Raw genomic sequence first — 17,449 nt, forward strand, 5'->3', positions numbered from 1 at the left:
ACTTCACATGGCCTCCGGACCGGCATTGGCCGGGACCACGATTTCGGTAACGGAGGAATCGGGCGGTACGTTCATCGCGCGCAGCGCGTTGGTCGCAATCGCCGCGAAAGCGGGAGCGGCAACCTGGCCGCCATAGTGGGCAGGGCCGGTCGGTTCATCGATCATCACGGCAATGATGAAGCGCGGCGCCGACATCGGCACCATGCCCACGAACGAGCCGATATATTTGCGCGGCATCGCATAGCGGCCGTTTTCCACTTTATACGCGGTACCCGTCTTGCCGCCCACGCGGTAGCCGGCGACCTGCGCGCGCTTGGCCGAGCCGTGCGCGCCGGAGACCACCAGTTCCAGCATGGCGCGCATTTCGGCGGCCGTCTTCGGCTTGATCACCTGCTGGCCCACGGGCAGCTCATTGACCTTCTGGAACGACAGGGGAATCGTGTCGCCATCGCGCGCGAACATCATGTAGGAGCGCGCCAGCTGGATCAGCGAGACGGAAATGCCGTTACCGTAGCTCATGGTCGCCTGTTCCACCGGACGCCACGATTTATACGGACGCACGCGGCCGGCCACGGCGCCGGGGAAACCCCATTTCGGCTGCTGGCCGAAGCCCACCTTGGTAAACATTTCCCACATTTCCTGCGATGGCATGCCCAGCGCGATCTTCGAGGTGCCGATGTTCGACGACATCTCGATGATTTCGGAGACATTGATCACGCCGTGCGGCTTGGTATCGGTAATCGTGCGGTCGGCGATGGTGTAGCGGCCCGGCCCCGTGTCGATCAGGGTGCCCGGCTTGACCCGGCCCGTGTCGAGCGCCAGCGATACCGTGATCGGCTTCAGGGTCGAACCCGGCTCGAACGTGTCGGTCATGACGCGGTTGCGCAGCTGCTGGCCCGTGAGCTTGCGGCGGTCGTTCGGGTCGTAGCTGGGGTAATTGGCCAGGGCCAGCACTTCGCCCGTGTGCACGTCGAGCACCACGGCGCCGCCGGCCTTCGCATTGAATTTTTCCACCGCTTCCTTCAGCTGCGTGAAGGCGATGTACTGGATCTTGCTGTCGACCGACAGGGTCAGGTCCTTGCCGTCGTGCGGTTCGTGGATGAAACCGATGTCTTCGACGATGTGGCCCAGGCGGTCCTTGATCACGCGGCGGCTGCCGGTGGTGCCGACGAGGGTTTTCTGCTGCGCCAGCTCCATGCTTTCCTGGCCCACGTCTTCCACGTTGGTAAAGCCCACCACGTGGGTCATCACTTCGCCCTGTGGATAAAAGCGCTTGTATTCCTTGCGTTCGTCGATGCCGTCGATGCCCAGCTTGGAGATCTTGTCGGCCACGTCCATCTCGACCTGGCGTTTCAGGTAAACGAAGCTGCGGTCCGAATCGAGCTTCTTGCGCAATTCGTTGACGTTCATTTCCAGCAGGCCGGCCAGCGCATTGATTTTCTCGGGCGAGGCCTGCAGCACGTCGTCGGGAATCGCCCAGATGGCCTTCACGGGCACGGACGACGCGAGCACCTGGCCGTTGCGGTCGGTGATCTTGCCGCGCGTGGCCGGCAGTTCCAGGGTGCGCTCGTAGCGCGCCTTGCCCTGCTTTTGCAAAAACTGCGTCGACACGCCCTGCAGCCACAGGGCGCGCGCGCCCAGGCCGGCGAAAGCGAAGAACAGCAGGAACAGCACGACGCGCGAACGCCAGACGGGCAGGCGCACTGCCAGTACGGGGTTCTTCGAGAATGGCACGCCTTTCGATGCTGCCACCCGGCCGTTGCTGTTACCGCCCAACTTCATTATTCGCCCTCCGTCAGGTATTGCGTCCGTGCCGCCGTCAACGGCGTCATGCTCAGGTCGCGCCGTGCAATCGCCTCGATGCGTTCATGCTTGCCCAGGGTCGACTGGTCCAGCTGCAGCTGCGCCCAGTCGATGTCGAGCTGGCGCGACAGCGCTTGCGCGCGTTCCAGGTCGATCAGCAGGTGGCGCGACTGGTATTGCGCATTCACCAGCGACAGGCCGCAGCACACCAGCAGGGCCGACAGCACGACACACAGCTTGCCAGTCATCGGGCGCCGCCATGTGCAGGGGCGGCCAACGGCAGGCGCTGCGCCACGCGCATCACGGCCGAACGCGAGCGGGGATTACCCTCGATCTCGGCGTCGGACGGCTTCATCTTCGAAATCAGCTTCATTTCCGGCTGCGGCAAGTCCACCGCGCGGATCGGCAGGCGGCGGTCAGGCTGCTCCACGTTCGCCTTCGAGGCGAAGAAGCGCTTGACCATGCGGTCTTCGAGCGAATGAAAACTGATCACGGCCATGCGCGCGCCGGGCGCCAGGCAGGCATAGGCCTGGTTCAGACCGATCTCGAGATCCTCGAGCTCTTTGTTAATGAAAATGCGTATGGCCTGAAAGGTGCGGGTAGCGGGGTCCTTACCCTTCTCGCGGGTCTTGACGGCGCCTGCCACGATGCCGGCAAGCTGTCGTGTGCTTGAAATTGGCTGGACTGCCCGGCCAGCAACAATCGCCTTTGCAATCTGAAAAGCAAACCGTTCTTCCCCATAATCGCGTATCACTTTCTCTAAATTCTGCTCGGTTTCCACCGCCAGCCATTCGGCCGCGGAGATGCCGCGCGTGGTATCCATGCGCATGTCCAGCGGTCCGTCGTTGCGGAAGCTGAAACCGCGCGCCGCGTCGTCGACCTGCGGCGACGAGATGCCCAGGTCGAGCAGGATGCCGTCCACTTGCTGCACGCCGCGCGCGGCCAGACTGGCCGTCATGGTGGCAAAGCTGTCATGGACGATTTCAAAGCGGGAGTCGCCGATCTGTTCTGCCGTGGCGATCGCCTGCAAATCCTTGTCGAAGCCGATCAGGCGCGCATCGGCGGCCAGGCGCGACAGGATCAAGCGGCTATGGCCGCCGCGGCCAAACGTGCCGTCGACGTAAACGCCATGCGCGCGGTCGCCCGTCAGGTCGAGCGCATCGACCGCTTCATCGAGCAGCACCGTGCGATGCTGAAATTCCGGCACCGTGAGTTGTGTCATTACGGAGCCTTAGAAAGAAAAATTGGAAAGTACATCGGGGGTGCCGGCATCGATCGCCTGCTGTTCTTTGTCGGCCAACTTGGCGGCATCCCATATTTCAAAGTGACTGCCCATGCCGATCATCATGACTTCGCGCGCCAGTCCCACGGCGTTGCGCAATTCAGGCGAGATCAGCACGCGGCCGGCCGAGTCCAGCTCGACGTCCACGGCGTTGCCAAGGAAGATGCGCTGCCAGGCGCGCGCCGACATGGGCCAGGCGGCGATTTGCTGGCGGTGGCTTTCCCACACGGGACGGGGGAAAAACAGCAGGCAGCCATCGGGGTGTTTGGTCAGGGTCAAACGGCCTTCGCATTGGATCGCCAGCGCGTCACGGTGCTTGGCAGGGATAGACATCCTGCCTTTGGCATCGAGATTGATTGCGGACGCGCCTTGAAACACGGAAGACCTTTTTTGAGCTTGGGTTGCGACGCTTGCGCATCATGATGAAAAGGGAAAATTTCCCACAAAAACACACTTTTTCACACAGTTGCCCACTTTAGAGGAAGCAAAGATAGTGGTCAAGCGGTTTCCGATTGGCAAAACAGGAATTTTATTAATGAAATTAAGGACTTAGCGCATATCGTTGAAGGAGTCTCAAATAAAAATATATCGATAAATTAGATACTTATGAAAGATAGTGAATGTGCTACCTCATCTGCACACATGTGTTTTCCTACCGTAAACATCGAAAAAAACGAAATCGAAAAATTGAATTTTTTACAGTTAGTTGACACATGACAATACTTTCGTCATCCAGACACAACAGCAATCATCGCCCGCAAAAGACTTGGTTTCAGGCAAAGAAAAATCCTCTGTGCCGCTTACCGCCCCTGTTTTCCGGGCCTGGCCTGCGCTGGAAAAACTATTTTTGCAATGCAGCAATTAATTAGAATGAAGAAACTTTAACCAATTGTTCACTTTTAGTTGTATATACAACTTTATCTTGATTGCTATACTTTTAGAAACAAAAAAAGCCCCGTTGCGGGGGCTTTTGGGTGGCGCGCAGCGGGCAAACCGCTGCGGCCGGTATGCTCCCTGGCAAGCCAGAAAGCAGGAATTCAAGTGAAGCAGGCCGGTAGGCCGGATTTTGTTACGGCGCCTTCCCTTGCAGGTCGGCGCTATGACAGTCATTCCTCTAGGCGCCAGATTACTCGGGCGCTCAAGCTTTCTACCCGCACGCTCCGCGAGCAGCATCATCGCGTGCCTATTTGAAATTGCACCAGGTGGAGGTTACCGCGTTTCACCGTAACTTAATACGCTCGTCTCTGTGGCCCTATTCCTCGCCTTATACCTTGCGGCTTTCGGCGGACGGCCGTTAACCGTCACCCCGCTCTATGGAGTCCGGACCTTCCTCCCGCCAGCGCATTGCTGCGCCGGCCAGCGACTGTCTGGCCTGCTTCACCCGCCATTGTACCGCGCCGCAGCATGTTTCTGCAAAAAGGCCTGTGCAGGCGCGGCGCGCCCTCGCTGCCGCCCCGGCCCGGGAGATTGTGTAATTCGGTGTCGCCATTTCAAAAGCCGGGTCAAATCGGCTCACATAGAATGGGGCAAGCTGCTTGCATGCAAGCGCATGCGTACCGCTTGCCCCATTTCTTTGCCACCCAACTAGAATATAAAGAGCCGAACATGACGCAACAATCCCGTACCGGCGGCCAGATCCTGGTCGATGCCCTGCAGATCCACGGTGTCGACACCGCTTTTGGCGTGCCTGGCGAAAGCTACCTGGACGTGCTCGACGCCCTGCACGATTCGGGCATCCGCTTCATCATCAACCGCCAGGAAGGCGGCGCCGCCTTCATGGCCGAAGCCTACGGCAAGCTGACGGGCAAGCCGGGCATCTGCTTCGTCACGCGCGGACCGGGCGCCACCAATGCCTCGATCGGCGTGCACACGGCCTACCAGGATTCCACGCCGATGATTCTGTTCATCGGCCAGGTGGGCAACGATTTCGTCGACCGCGAAGCGTTCCAGGAAATCGACTACCGCCGCATGTACGGCCAGATGGCCAAATGGGTGGCGCAGATCGACCGTGCCGAGCGCATCCCCGAATACCTGGCGCGCGCCTTCCAGGTGGCCACCAGCGGCCGGCCCGGCCCCGTCGTGCTGGCCTTGCCGGAAGACATGCTCATTTCGCTGGCCACGGTGGCCGACACGCGCGCCTACCAGCCCGTGCAGGCGGCCCCGTCGGACGCGCAGCTGCAGCAGCTGCGCGCCATGCTGGCCACCGCGAAGCAGCCGCTGGTCTTGCTGGGCGGCACCACCTGGACGCCGCAAGCGTGCGCCGACCTGCAGCAGTTCGCCGAAACGAATCACTTGCCCGTCGCCTGCGCTTTCCGCTTCCAGGACTTGCTCGACAATGCACACCCGAACTACATCGGCGACGTCGGCATCGGCATCAACCCGAAACTGGCCGCGCGCGTGAAAAATGCCGACCTCGTCATCGCCATCGGCCCCCGCCTGGGCGAAATGACGACGGGCGGCTACACCCTGTTCGACTCGCCCGTGCCGCGCCAGCGCCTCGTGCACATCCATACGGATGCCGAAGAGCTTGGCAGCGTTTACCAGGCCGAACTGATGATCAACAGCGGCATGCCGCAAGTGTGCGCCATGCTGGCCGCCATGGACCCCGTCGATGCATCCGCCTGGCTGCATACGCCGGCCGAAGCGAAGGCCGAACTGGCTGCCTACCAAGAGCAGCCGCCCATCTTCCAGGATGGCCAGGCGCCGCTGGACCTGTGGCAAGTCACGCAGGAGATCATGGCGCAAGCGCCAGCGGACACCATCCTGACGAACGGCGCCGGCAATTACGCCTCGTGGGCGCACCGCTTCTACCGCTACGGCGGCATGCGCACGCAGCTGGCGCCCACCAACGGCGCCATGGGCTATGGCGTGCCGTCCGGCGTGGCGGCGAAGATCGTGCATCCGGAGCGCACCGTGATCACCTTTGCCGGCGACGGCGAATACATGATGAATGGCCAGGAACTGGCCACGGCCGTGCAATACCAGGCAGGCGTGGTCATCATCGTCTTCAATAACCAGATGTTCGGCACCATCCGCATGCACCAGGAGCGCGACTACCCGGGCCGCGTGTCGGGCACGACCTTGCACAACCCCGATTTTGCGGCACTGGCGCAAGCGTATGGCGCGCATGGCGAAGTGGTGAATACGACGGAAGAGTTTGCCCCTGCCCTGCAACGGGCGCTGGCGCACGCCAAGGCCAACAGTTTGCCGGCCTTGATCGAGCTGCGCTACGACGGCAACCTGATCACGCCGAACGCGACGCTCGCCACCATCCGCGCCACGGCGGAAAAGGCGCAGGCGGCCAAATAAGTCCGTTTCAGCGCTACAAACAACAAGGCCCGGTCGATACCGGGCCTTTTTCATTGTCAGACAGTCAAAATGCTTACGCGGCAGGCGCCTCGGCGCCGTCCTGTGCCGGCATCTGCGTTGGCGCTTCCGGCACGGGCGGACATGGCGTGCAATGCTTCAGGGGACGGCCAAAATCGCGCACGCGGCTCAATTTCATGGGCATGCGCACATTGCCGCCGCAGTAATCGCCTTCCAGGGTCAGGGTCTGGCCATCCTTGGAAAACTTGCCGACGATGGCGCGCTCCTCGCTGTCGGCGCCGGCGATGGTGAAGTCGAAGGCGCCCGTGGCGGCGTCCAGGTTGACGTCGTTGGCGACGATGGGCCAGCTCAGGGCGCCGGCCGTGAATTCATAGATGACGGAATCGGCCTCGGCAAAGCGGTGCAGGGTGACGCGCTGGCCGCCGATTTCGCCGCTATCCTTTTGCAGGCACAGGTCGGAGTAGACGGCCACGCCATAGCGCTCCAGTCCGGCCGGCTTCTTGCCCTTGGCCGCGGCAAAGGCGGCACCCGTGGCGCTGGCGAGCACCAGGGCGGCCAGCATGGCGGCCAGGCGCGGCGATGTGTATGGATACATGGCATTCCTTTACTGTAGTGACGGCAACATTATAACTGCGCCGCCCATGCAAAAACGCGCCCCCAGGACTAGCCTGGAGACGCGTTTCCTTGCTTATCAGCATCCCCGAAGGGATGCCGGCAGCGGTACTAAGCTTCGCTTGCGCGAATATTAGAACGAGTGACGAACGCCAACGTTGAAGGCTTTGTCGCCCGTACCAGCATAGCTGTTGTTACCAACGGTGTAGCCAGCGTTGTTTTTGTTCTTGATTTTAGCGTACGAAGCATAGGTGCTGGTGCGCTTCGACAGAGCGTACGAGTAGCCCAGTGCCCATTGATCAGCGTCAGCGTTAGCAGCGGTTTTGTCGTTCGTGCGGATGAACGAAGCCATTACGGTGCCAGCTGGGCCAACAGGTACGGTTGCGCCGACCAGGATGTTGTTGCTGTCGATGCTAGGAGCTGCCGATGCTTGGGTCAGGCTGTAAGCAAAGCGGTCTGCATTGTTGTGGATTGCGCTGTTTGCGCCTTTGTTTGCGCCGTATGCAACGTATGCTTTAACAACTGCGAAGTCGTAGTTAGCTGCAGCCAACCAGTTACGGCCGCTACCGGCTTCGGTCGTTGCGGTGTCGTTGCTGGTGTTGTTGTAGGCCAGACGGGCATTCAAAGGACCGTTGCTGTAACCAACCGACGCGCCGATTTTGCGGCCGATTTTGTTCGACTCAGCTTGCTCGCCGAAGGTGTACGCTACGTCGCCGTCAAAACCGTTGAAGTTTGGCGAGGTGTACAGCACGGTGTTGCTGGTGCGGGTGTTCGATGGGAACAAGTTCTTGGCCGAACCAGCGTAGCCAGCTGCGAATGGGTCAGCAACTTTCGACAGGGTGTTGTACCAAGGCGTGTATTGACGACCCAGGGTCAGGGTACCGGTCGTTTTGCTGCTCAGGCCAACGTAGGCTTGACGATTGAACAAGGTGCCTGCAACGTCTTGTTGACCGTTGTCAACGCTGAAGCCCGATTCCAACAGGAACAGAGCCGACAGGCCGCTGCCCAGATCTTCGGTGCCTTTGAAGCCCAGACGGGAAGCCGAAGCAACGCCGCTGTCCAGCTTGTTAACGTTGCCTTTAACGCCGCCGCGCTCGCTGACGAAACCAGCGTCAACGGTACCGTAGATAACAACGCTCGATTGAGCTTGGGCTACGCCAGTGGCTGCTGCCAGAACTGCCAGGGTGATCAGAGTTTTTTTCATTGCAATTTCCTTTAATTTTTGAAGCAAAAAGTAATACAGCCTATGCATCTCGAGCTGCGCTCTAACAGAGCGCTTTTTATGAGTGAGGGCAAGGTCTCCACCTGCCACATTGCTGTTCCGGTCAGGGGAACATTCATATCGGTATCGGCACGCTATTGCACCGATAAGCTTGAAGGCTGCATAACGACCGTTATTCGTGCGCCATTTCGGGTGCTCAAAGGGCACCGGAAGCGGCACTATAACGACCGTTTCACATTCCATCAAGTTCCAACATGTTACTTCCGGTACCAGGCCGGGGGCTTTTTCAGGCATCCCGACCATCGCCAACCGTACTACGCGACAGAGCCAGTGCCCCTTGCCAACCAATGCATTGGCCTGATTGACTATTCCATCATAGCGCATGGCTTGCTGGCACCCGTTGTATTAGTGCAACAGTATCAGGCGAGTGATTAAAACGTCAACATGCTTTACCCATCATTTTCCCTGCATCATTTACGCGACAAAGCACGCAATTTGTCAGGTGATAATGGATAAACGGGACGAAGCATACACGGCATCGCCAATGTTTGCTGCCGGACGCCCAAAAACGGGAAATATCGCGCCCTGTTTTGGTGCGTTGCCGCATTATTCAGGGGCGTAGGCGCCAATTTGCACGTCAACGCAGGCAGCCGGAAAATAGACAGAGTATCAACACAATTACTGACTTTCCAGTAATTTAAATTGCTCACATAGAAATGTTTTCCATGTTTTCCAACACAAGAGTCCGCTAGCGGCATGGAACAGCTGAGGACGACTCTTGCTTGCAAATTGCGCATCAGTTGAAACAATTTCTTACAATGTTGCCTTCTCAATATTTCGACATATTTGTGTCAAAAAAACGACACATTGATCGAAATCAAGTTTTATGCGACCCGATTTCGCACAATTTACTTTTTCTTTTTTCAATTTTTTGCTTAAAAGCATCAAGAAACAGGCTTAACGCTGGCTGGCCCGCCGGAGCAGGCGCATGAAAGGGCCCAATAATGGCAGTTTTTCATACAATTCTTCCGCGGCATCCCAGTAATCGCGGTGCACTGCCACCCGTCCCTGCCCATCGAAGCGGATATGGGTCGCGCCGCGAATACATTGTTCGCCAGATACCAGGCGTTTCATGCGGAAGCGAAACTCCCACGTGAGGAACGCCTGCTCCCCCTGCCCCAGGCTTTCCAGCACGACAAACCGCGGCGCATCGACTTGCACGAACATGTGCTCGAAGATGGCCAGGATGGCCGCATGCCCCACGACGTCGTTGAACGGGTCCTTGAAACGGGCGTCCGGCGCGTACACGGCGCCCAGTTGGGCCAGGCTCTCCAGGCTCAGCTGCTCGTAAAACGCCACCAGGCGCGCCAGCGCACCCTCGCTCTGCCCCGCATCCTGCATGCTTGTGGTCATAGGCCCGTCACCTTGCGGATCAGCCAAAAGTACGCGCGGTACGGCAAGAGCCGCGCCAGGCGCAGGGTATTCGTAAAGCGTTTGGGAAAGTGGATGTGAAACTGGCCCCGCTCAATGCCGTCGAGCATGGCGGCGGCAGCGTCGCGCGCCGTCATCAGGGCCGGCATCTTGAAATCATTGTCCGCCGTCAAAGGCGTGGCGACGAAACCGGGATTGATTTGATACACATCAATGCCGCGCCCATGCAAATCCAAATACAGCGACTCCGTCAGGTTGATCAGCGCCGCCTTGCTGGCGCCGTACGCGAGCGCCTTGGGCAAGCCGCCATAGCCGGCCACGGAGGCAACGATGCCGATGCCGCCGCTCCCCTGTTGCAACAACCACGGCAAGGCTTGCTCCAGGCAATTGAACACGCCGCCCACATTCAGGGCCAGCAAGCCCTGCGCCGCTTCCAAGTCGAAACTGTCGGCGCGCATGGCCTGATAGCCGCCAGCCACCACCAGGATCAGGTCGACATGCGACCATTGGCGCCGCAGCTCTCCGCACACGGCCCGGACTTGCTGGGGCTGGGTGATATCGAGCGGCAATGCCTGCGCCAGCGGCTGGCCCACGCACAGCTGCTCCAGGCTGGCCCGATGGCGGGCCGACAGGGCCACGCAGGCGCCCTGCTCCAGCAGCAAGGTGGCGCACGCGGCGCCGATGCCGCTGGAAGCGCCGATGATCCACACGCGCTTGCCCGCCCAGATGGCGATCTTGCGATTCATGGGGCCGCCTGCGGACGCTTGCTGAACGATAAAGTGACGGCGCCCAGGCTGAAACCAAATTTGCTCATGGCGGCGCGGTTGAGCATGACCGCGTCATCCATCAGGAACATCCAGTCCTCGAAGTCGACGTGGTAGAGCGTGCCATCGACGGGCAGCGCCAGCACGTATTGCCAGCGCAACGCATTGCCGGCCACTTCGCCGACGGCTTCCCCGATCACGTCGGGCGCCGTGCCGATGAAGCGCCCGGGCGCCGTCTTGCGCAAAGTCCACACGCGGCGTTGTTTGCTGCCGTCCGAATACGTGAAATCCTCGTCCAGGGTGCCCGTCTCGCCCGCCCAGCTGGCCCGTATCACCACGGTAAAGCGCTTGACCACCTTGCCGGAGCGGTCCTGGAAGATGCCGTGGGCATCGAGGGTGCCGTTGAAGTACTGCTGCAAGTCCAGCTTGGGTGTTTCCAGCGCGTACGTGGCCGGCGTGGGCGGCGTGGAGCAGGCTGCCAAGGTCAGCAACAGGGCCGCCAGCGGCAGGCGGCGTTGGCAATAGCTCATGAGGCGCATGCGCGATTCTCCAGGTGGTCACTATATATATGTTGCAAGGGCGCGCGCCACAGCAGCAGCGCCGCCAGCAGTTTCAAGGCGCAGGGCAGCAAGGCGTAGGCCGCCGCCAGGGCCGGCAAGCCGCCACCGTGTTCCGGCACGTAGCCGAGCCAGGCCAGCAGGGGCAAGGCGATGCCGGCCGCCAGCGCCAGGCTCATCTGCACGCCCCAGTTCCACCAGCCGAAATACGCCGCTTCATGCCGCCCGGCATGGCCCGCAGCGCCGATCAGCCCCGCCAGCAAGGCCGGCGGCAAGGCCAGGTCGGCGCCCAGCGCCAGGCCCGACAGCAGGCAGATACCGGCAAAACCCCAGGCGGCGCCCGCGCCAAGGCCGTACGCCCACACAAACACGCTGGCCGCCAGCAGCATGGCGCCGCCCCAGGCGCGCGCCTCGCCAAAGCGGCGCGCCAGGGCTACCCACAAAGGCATGGAGGCGGCCGCCGCGCAAAAGTACACGATCAGGAACGGCCCCGCGTAATGGCCCAGGCGCAGATAATCGCCGGCAAAGAACAGAAACAGGGTAGCGGGAATGGCGGCGGCCACGCCATTGACGAGCAAGACGGCGAACAGCCAGCGAAACGCGCGCTGGCGAAATGGCAGCCGCCAGCCGCTGCGGGGCGCTGCCGACGTGACGCCGGACACGGCCGGACGCGGCGCGCGCGCCAGCAGCAGCGCGCCCGCGGCCAGCAGGCAGACGGCAAAGGCCAGCGACAAGCCGTCATAGCCGAACACGGAAGTCAGTCCCGCCGCCAGGATCACGCCCAGCAAGCCGCAGCCTTCGCGCACGGCCGCCACCCGCGCACGCTGCGCGTGGGCCTGACTCAAGGCCGCGCCCCAGCTCTGGTGCGCGATGCCGGCCAGGCCATAGGCAGCGTAGACGAGCAGCAAGGCGGCCAGGAACCAGGCCACGGTGGCCGCTTGCGGCATGACAGGCGGATGGAACAGGGCGCCAAAGCCCAGCAGCAGCAAGGGCAGCGAGGCGGCGATGAGCACGGCATAGCTGCGCCCGCCGCGCGCCATCCAGGCGCCCAGGGCCGGGTCGATGAAGGCGGCCGCGATGCGGGCCGCCAGCAGCACGGCGCCGATCTGCGCCAGATCAAGGCTGCTGCGCTGCGCATAAAACGGCGCCACATATATATAGATGGGCAGCGCCAGCATGGCCAGCGGCAAGCCGAACAGGCCGTAGTGGAACAGGGCCGGCAAGCTCAACGCGCTGGCCCCGGCATTCATGGCAGCGGCGCCGCATGCTGCAACAGGGCGCCGCGCAGCTTCGGCGCCGTCGTGTCGGGCGACAGCCAGATGGCGAAGAAGGCGCGCGCGAAGTCGCCGTCGCTCACGTCGGCCAGCACCTTGCCATCGAGGTAAAAGCGCACGCCGGGCGCGATGCCGGCCCGGTAGGCGCCCGCGATGCGCTGGTCTTCCTTGACGTCAGGAAAGATGCGCTGCATGGTGGCCAGCCACGCCAGCCGCTGCTCCGGCGTGCCCGCGCCGATTTTCTGCATCTGTTCATAGCTGGCTTCGGCGATCTTCTTGCCGTCGAGCGAACGCGCATAGCGCAATTCCAGCACGAATGGCGCCGTGGCCGACGCCGCGCCCTGGTAGCCCTGCGCGCCCACCCAAAGCTGGGCCCGGTAAATACGCATGCCGAACCACGTGTATTCGCCTTCGCCCGCCAGCCGGGCGTCAGGCACGTCGGCCGCGACAAAGGCAGGCGGGGCGGCCTGGGCCGAGGCGCCCGACATGAAGAATGACAGACAGAACAAAACGAGCAGACGGCGCATGATTACTCCTTGACCAAGGTAAATTGCATGACGTCCGTATTGTGCGCCTGGAAAGCGGCCTCGCAATACGCGAGGTAAAACTCCCAGGTCAGCAGGAAACGGCCATCGAAACCCTGCTTTTCCAGCGCCACGCGCTGGGCCAGGAAGCTGGCGCGCCACTGGCGCAAGGTTTCCGCGTAATCGAGGCCAAAGCTGAAGGCGTCCACCACGCGCAAGCCCTGCGCCTGGGCCGCGCGGCGAAACTCGGCGGGCGATGGCAGCATGCCGCCCGGAAAAATGTATTGCTGGATGAAGTCAGTGCTCTTGCTGTAGCGCTCGAACAAGGCGTCGGCGATGACGATGGTCTGGATGCAGGCGCGTCCGCCCTGCTTCAGGTTGCGCGCCACGCATGCGAAATAGCCGGGCCAGTAGCTTTGCCCCACGGCTTCGAACATCTCGATCGAGGCGATGGCGTCGTACTGGCCATGGCTGTCGCGGTAATCGCACAGTTGCAGGTCGGCTTGCGCCGCCAGGCCCGCGTCCTGCAGGCGCTGGCGCGCATACGCGAGCTGCTCGGTCGACAAGGTCAGGCCCGTCACGTGGGCGCCGTAGTCGCGCGCCGCCGCTTCCGCAAAACCGCCCCAGCCGCAGCCAATTTCCAGCACCCGCTGGCCCCGCTGCGGCTGCAGTTGCAACTGCTCCGCGATGCGCGCGTATTTCGCGCCCTGCGCCTGCTCCAGGCTGGCGCCCTCGGTGAACAGGGCGCTCGAATACGTCATCGACGGGTCCAGCCACAGCTGGTAAAAGGCGTTGCCGATGTCGTAATGGGCGTGGATATTCTTCTTGCTGCCGGCGCGCGAATTGCGATGCAGCAGATGGCGCACCTTATAGATCAGGTTGCCCCACCAGTTACCGTAGATCAGGGACTCGATGTGCGCGCGGTTGCGTATCATCAATTCGATCAAGCCCGGCAAATTGTCCGTGCGCCAGTCGCCCCCGATAAACGTTTCGGCAAAGCCGATGTCGCCCGAGCGCAGGACAGCCGAACACAGGCGCCAGTTGTGCAAGTCCAGGGTGACGGGATGGCTGCCGTCGCCGTACAGCAAGATGCTGCCGTCCGGCGTGCGCAGGCGCAGGGCGCCGTATTGCAGTTTTTCCAGCAGGCGCACGATCATGCGCCCGGAAGCGGGCAAGTCCAGGTGCGTGTGATCGGGCATGTGGGCAGGACGTGCGCTGCTGCGCGCATGCATGCCGGTCGGCAGGGAATCAGAGCTCATCGGGACACCTTTTCTTGTGGGGGGAGGGGTTTGCTGAAAAACGGCACGCGGCGCAGCCACAGGCGCAAAGCCTGCCAATGGATGCGCGCCATCACGCCAAACGTCATCAGGGGGTAGCGCAGCAAGGCCCAAGCCATGGCGCCATCGCGCAGCGGCTGCGCCGTGCCGGACAAGCTCGTCTGCAGCAGCGGACCGTCGAGGTCGTCGTAATCGACCCGGGCCAGGTGGCGTTCGCCCCCCTTGTCGTTGTTGCGCAGGAAACGGAAACGGTATTGGCCTTCCACCTTGCAAAACGGCGACACGTGGAAGATTTTCCTGGCGACCAGTTCGCTGCCAAAGACAATCGCGCCGCCCTGTTCGAGCAAGTACAGATGGCGTTCGCCGAAGGTATTGCGCACATCGCACACCACGGCGCGCAGCGCGCCGTCCGGGCGGTGGCAAAACCAGAAGCTGACGGGATTGAAGACATAGCCGAACAGGCGCGGCATGGTCTGCAGCCAGATTTCGCCGCCCGCGTCATCCACGCCGTGCTGCCGCAGGAGGCCGTCGATCCAGTCCAGCAGCGGCACCGCGCCATCGCCATGGTCGCTGTCGCGGAAGGACAGCACATTGACGCCGTTGCGCGAAATCAAGCGGGCGGGAAAATCCTGCGCTCCCATGCTGCGCAGGGGCAGGCGCAGATAGAACATGCCGTAGCTGAACGCATGCGCGCGCGGACGCAGCCGCGCATGGCGCACCTGTCCCAGGCACAGCTGGGGCTGGGCTTGCACGGGCAGCGAGGGATCACGCGGCATGGCCGAGCTCCGCCGACGCCAGCCCCAGCAGGCTTTGCGCCACGCCCAGGCCCGACTTCAAGCCGTCTTCATGGAAGCCGTAGCCCGTCCAGGCGCCCGCGAACCACGTGTGCTGCGCGCCCTGGAAGCCGGCCAGGCGCGCCTGGGCTGCAATGGCCGCGCCATCGAACACGGGGTGGGCATACGAGAACTCGTCGATGATGCTTGCCGGATCGGGCTCGTCGAGCGGATTGAGCGAGACGATGACGGGCGTGGCAAAGGGCAAGGGCTGCAGCTGGTTCAGCAAATAGTGCACGCATACCTGCGGCGCGGCGCCTTCCTCCACTGCCGGCCTGCCCTGGTAATTCCAGGCAGACCAGGCCTTGCGGCGCCGCGGCAGGCAGCTGGCATCCGTGTGCAGCACGGCCCGGTTCGGCTGGTAGCGCACGGCTTCAAGCACGGAGCGCTCGTCGTCGCGGATATCGCCCAGCAGGGCCAGCGACTGGTCGCTGTGGCAAGCGAGCACCACGTGATCGGCATGTTCGACGCCGGCGACCGTGTGCAGCTCGACCATGCGCGCGCCACCGTGCGGCTGGCGGCGCACGGCCAGCACGGGGCAAGCCAGGCGCTGCTGCGCAATGCCCGCCAGCAGTTTTTCCACGTACACGCGCGAGCCGCCGCGCACCGTGCGCCATTGCGGCCGGTCATTGACCTGCAGCAAGCCATGGTTGTGGCAGAAACGGATGAACGTCGCCAGCGGAAAGGCCAGCATCTGGCGCGCCGGACACGACCAGATGCAGGCAGCCATCGGCAACAGATACCAGTGGCGGAATTCCTCGCCATAGCCATGCAGGTCGAGGAATTCTCCCAGCGACAGGGCCGGCGCCGGCAAGGCGGCCGTGGCCAGCGCGCTGGCCTGGCGGTTGAAGCGTACGATGTCGCGCAGCATGCGCAAGAAAGCGGGGCGCAGCAGGTTGCTGCGCTGGGCAAACACGGTGTCCAGGTTGGCGCCCGCCCATTCCAGCACGCGGGCACCGGGCGCGGAACCCAGCGGCATCTTCACGGAAAACGACATATCGCTGTCGGCCGCCTCGACACCCAGTTCCTGGAACAGTTGCACCAGGTTCGGATACGTGGCGTGGTTAAACACGAGAAAACCCGTGTCAACGCCATGCGTGACGCCATCGAGCGTGACATCGACCGTATGGCTGTGGCCGCCAAAATACGCGCCCGCCTCATACAAGGTCACATCCTGACCCGCCTGCGCCAGCCGATAGGCACACGACAATCCTGCAATTCCCGCACCGACGACGGCGATTTTCATGAGCGCACCTGTGTTATGTTTGTCCTGGACAAAATAAGCTTCATCGATAGTCAGTCAAATATTGATCTGTGTCAATGAGGCCGCGAATCCGTTCAAAAACTTATACGCAGGCAATTTCCAATCGGATTCAGCTATTTGGTACGGGGCGGTGGAAGGCGTAAAATGCCTGATACGATCTTTCGGCACGCGAGCACGCCCCCTGGTATGGATACTGACCTGCAACTCTCTCCTGCCTTCAGCATCAGCGATGTCGAGCGCGACACCGGGCTGGCCAAGGAAACCTTGCGTGTCTGGGAACGCCGCTACGCGTTTCCCCAGCCCCAGCGCGATGCGTTTGGCGAACGCAGCTACCCCGCCGAGCAAGTGCAGAAATTGCGCATGGTCAAGCGCCTGCTGGACCTCGGATTTCGCCCGGGCAAAATCATGCAGCACAGCACCCTGCAACTGCAGCAGCTGGCCAGCGCGGGCGCCACGCCGCCACCGGCGCCGGCGCCGCAGCTCGAACACTACCTGGCCCTGTGCCGCGGCCACCAGATGGCGGAACTGGGCAATGCCCTGCGCCAGGCGCTGGCCGTGCTGGGCTTGAAGGCGTTCACCATCGACGTCATCGCCCCCCTCACCGCCATGGTGGGCGAAGCGTGGGCCTGCGGCGACCTGGCCGTGTACGAAGAGCATCTGTATAGCGAAACCTTGCAGACGGTAATGCGCCACGCCATTTTTTCCCTGCCACAGGCAAGCAGCCCGTCCACCCGGACGCCGCGCATCGTGCTCAGCACCTTGCCGCAGGAACGCCATGGCCTGGGCCTGCTGATGGCCGAAGCGCTGTGTACGGCGGCAGGTGCCCATTGCATGTCGCTGGGGGTAGAAACGCCGCTGACCGACATCGTCGCGGCCGCGCGCGCGCAGCGGGCCGACATCGTGGCCCTGTCGTTTTCCAGTGCCAGCAAGCAGCGGCAGACGCGCGACAGCCTGCAGCAATTGCACGCGAGCTTGCAGCCAGGCATGGAATTGTGGGCGGGCGGACGCAGTCCCGCCTTGTCCAGGCAGCCGCCGCCCTTCCTGCATGTGCTGGACTTGCGGCAAGTCGAGGAAAGCATCGCCGACTGGCGCCGCCGCCATCAGGCGCACGCGCCGCAAACCCACTGAACCGGCTGAAAAGCGCGGCAACTGCGGCGATCTTCGTGGATAGCGGCGCAATGTTGCCAATCGAACAGTAAAGCATGAAGGGCCGGGCGCGCTCTGGTAGAATAGCCAGTAACAACAGTGTCCGGCGCCGCCGGGCCTTAGGTCAGCACCC

The 17,449-nt window shown here is 62.3% G+C and carries 15 protein-coding genes, 1 other RNA gene and 2 pseudogenes; 3 read left to right on the forward strand and 15 right to left on the reverse strand.

The window, feature by feature from the left end; all coding sequences use genetic code 11:
* Window positions 1–3: 3 nt before the first annotated feature.
* From GCN75_RS18750 to rnpB, 5 genes are all read right to left on the reverse strand, one after another.
* Window positions 4–1,782 carry a peptidoglycan D,D-transpeptidase FtsI family protein gene (locus tag GCN75_RS18750; RefSeq protein ID WP_034748891.1) on the reverse strand — a complete coding sequence of 593 codons (1,779 nt, stop codon included), beginning with the start codon at window positions 1,780–1,782 and terminating at the stop codon, window positions 4–6.
* Window positions 1,782–2,051: a cell division protein FtsL gene (gene ftsL / locus GCN75_RS18755; RefSeq protein WP_010394930.1), complete on the reverse strand. Its 270-nt coding sequence runs from the start codon at window positions 2,049–2,051 to the stop codon at window positions 1,782–1,784. The genes GCN75_RS18750 and ftsL overlap by 1 nt, the downstream gene beginning before the upstream one ends.
* Complete coding sequence (gene rsmH, locus GCN75_RS18760) at window positions 2,048–3,025, reverse strand: 16S rRNA (cytosine(1402)-N(4))-methyltransferase RsmH (protein WP_152257680.1); 978 nt, start codon at window positions 3,023–3,025, stop codon at window positions 2,048–2,050. The genes ftsL and rsmH overlap by 4 nt, the downstream gene beginning before the upstream one ends.
* Before the next feature lie 9 nt (window positions 3,026–3,034).
* Window positions 3,035–3,463 carry a division/cell wall cluster transcriptional repressor MraZ gene (mraZ, locus tag GCN75_RS18765; protein ID WP_034748899.1) on the reverse strand — a complete coding sequence of 143 codons (429 nt, stop codon included), beginning with the start codon at window positions 3,461–3,463 and terminating at the stop codon, window positions 3,035–3,037.
* Between the two features lie 661 nt (window positions 3,464–4,124).
* Window positions 4,125–4,464: RNase P RNA component class A (rnpB, locus tag GCN75_RS18770), an RNA gene on the reverse strand.
* A 226-nt stretch (window positions 4,465–4,690) separates the two neighbouring features.
* On the opposite strand from rnpB, the gene GCN75_RS18775 reads away from it, so the two are divergent.
* Complete coding sequence (locus GCN75_RS18775; protein ID WP_152283788.1) at window positions 4,691–6,394, forward strand: thiamine pyrophosphate-binding protein; 1,704 nt, start codon at window positions 4,691–4,693, stop codon at window positions 6,392–6,394.
* A 73-nt stretch (window positions 6,395–6,467) separates the two neighbouring features.
* Here the strand turns inward: GCN75_RS18775 and GCN75_RS18780 are convergent, their stop codons facing one another.
* The 10 genes from GCN75_RS18780 to GCN75_RS18825 all read right to left on the reverse strand — a co-directional run bounded on the left by GCN75_RS18780 (window position 6,468) and on the right by GCN75_RS18825 (window position 16,152).
* Window positions 6,468–7,007: a hypothetical protein gene (locus GCN75_RS18780; RefSeq protein WP_152283789.1), complete on the reverse strand. Its 540-nt coding sequence runs from the start codon at window positions 7,005–7,007 to the stop codon at window positions 6,468–6,470.
* A 150-nt stretch (window positions 7,008–7,157) separates the two neighbouring features.
* Window positions 7,158–8,630 (reverse strand): porin, encoded by a 1,473-nt coding sequence (locus GCN75_RS18785; protein WP_319633300.1) that lies wholly within the window; start codon window positions 8,628–8,630, stop codon window positions 7,158–7,160.
* 573 nt (window positions 8,631–9,203) lie between these two features.
* The gene (locus GCN75_RS18790) at window positions 9,204–9,659 is read right to left on the reverse strand and encodes a nuclear transport factor 2 family protein (RefSeq protein ID WP_152283790.1); all 456 of its coding nucleotides are present in this window, start codon (window positions 9,657–9,659) and stop codon (window positions 9,204–9,206) included.
* A complete protein-coding gene (locus GCN75_RS18795; protein WP_152283791.1) occupies window positions 9,656–10,423 on the reverse strand; it encodes an SDR family NAD(P)-dependent oxidoreductase in 768 nt (255 codons plus the stop codon). The genes GCN75_RS18790 and GCN75_RS18795 overlap by 4 nt, the downstream gene beginning before the upstream one ends.
* Window positions 10,420–10,980: a DUF3833 domain-containing protein gene (locus GCN75_RS18800; RefSeq protein ID WP_152283792.1), complete on the reverse strand. Its 561-nt coding sequence runs from the start codon at window positions 10,978–10,980 to the stop codon at window positions 10,420–10,422. The genes GCN75_RS18795 and GCN75_RS18800 overlap by 4 nt, the downstream gene beginning before the upstream one ends.
* Window positions 10,968–12,248 carry an MFS transporter gene (locus tag GCN75_RS18805; protein ID WP_152283793.1) on the reverse strand — a complete coding sequence of 427 codons (1,281 nt, stop codon included), beginning with the start codon at window positions 12,246–12,248 and terminating at the stop codon, window positions 10,968–10,970. Before GCN75_RS18805 ends, GCN75_RS18800 begins: the two co-directional genes overlap by 13 nt.
* Window positions 12,245–12,799 (reverse strand): chalcone isomerase family protein, encoded by a 555-nt coding sequence (locus GCN75_RS18810; RefSeq protein ID WP_152283794.1) that lies wholly within the window; start codon window positions 12,797–12,799, stop codon window positions 12,245–12,247. Before GCN75_RS18810 ends, GCN75_RS18805 begins: the two co-directional genes overlap by 4 nt.
* Before the next feature lie 2 nt (window positions 12,800–12,801).
* Window positions 12,802–14,028 carry an SAM-dependent methyltransferase gene (locus GCN75_RS18815; protein WP_193317563.1) on the reverse strand — a complete coding sequence of 409 codons (1,227 nt, stop codon included), beginning with the start codon at window positions 14,026–14,028 and terminating at the stop codon, window positions 12,802–12,804.
* A 23-nt stretch (window positions 14,029–14,051) separates the two neighbouring features.
* A complete protein-coding gene (locus GCN75_RS18820) occupies window positions 14,052–14,849 on the reverse strand; it encodes a DUF1365 domain-containing protein (RefSeq protein WP_152283795.1) in 798 nt (265 codons plus the stop codon).
* Window positions 14,839–16,152 carry an NAD(P)/FAD-dependent oxidoreductase gene (locus GCN75_RS18825; RefSeq protein WP_152283796.1) on the reverse strand — a complete coding sequence of 438 codons (1,314 nt, stop codon included), beginning with the start codon at window positions 16,150–16,152 and terminating at the stop codon, window positions 14,839–14,841. The genes GCN75_RS18820 and GCN75_RS18825 overlap by 11 nt, the downstream gene beginning before the upstream one ends.
* 204 nt (window positions 16,153–16,356) lie before the next feature.
* On the opposite strand from GCN75_RS18825, the pseudogene GCN75_RS29965 reads away from it, so the two are divergent.
* Both GCN75_RS29965 and GCN75_RS29970 read left to right on the forward strand, forming a co-directional pair.
* Window positions 16,357–16,563, forward strand: a pseudogene (locus GCN75_RS29965) (MerR family transcriptional regulator); the annotation flags it as partial.
* A 186-nt stretch (window positions 16,564–16,749) separates the two neighbouring features.
* Window positions 16,750–17,298: pseudogene (locus tag GCN75_RS29970) on the forward strand (cobalamin B12-binding domain-containing protein); the annotation flags it as partial.
* Between the last annotated feature and the right edge of the window lie 151 nt (window positions 17,299–17,449).

This window comes from Janthinobacterium violaceinigrum, from assembly GCF_009208555.1.
GTDB classification, from domain to species: Bacteria; Pseudomonadota; Gammaproteobacteria; order Burkholderiales; family Burkholderiaceae_D; genus Janthinobacterium; species Janthinobacterium violaceinigrum.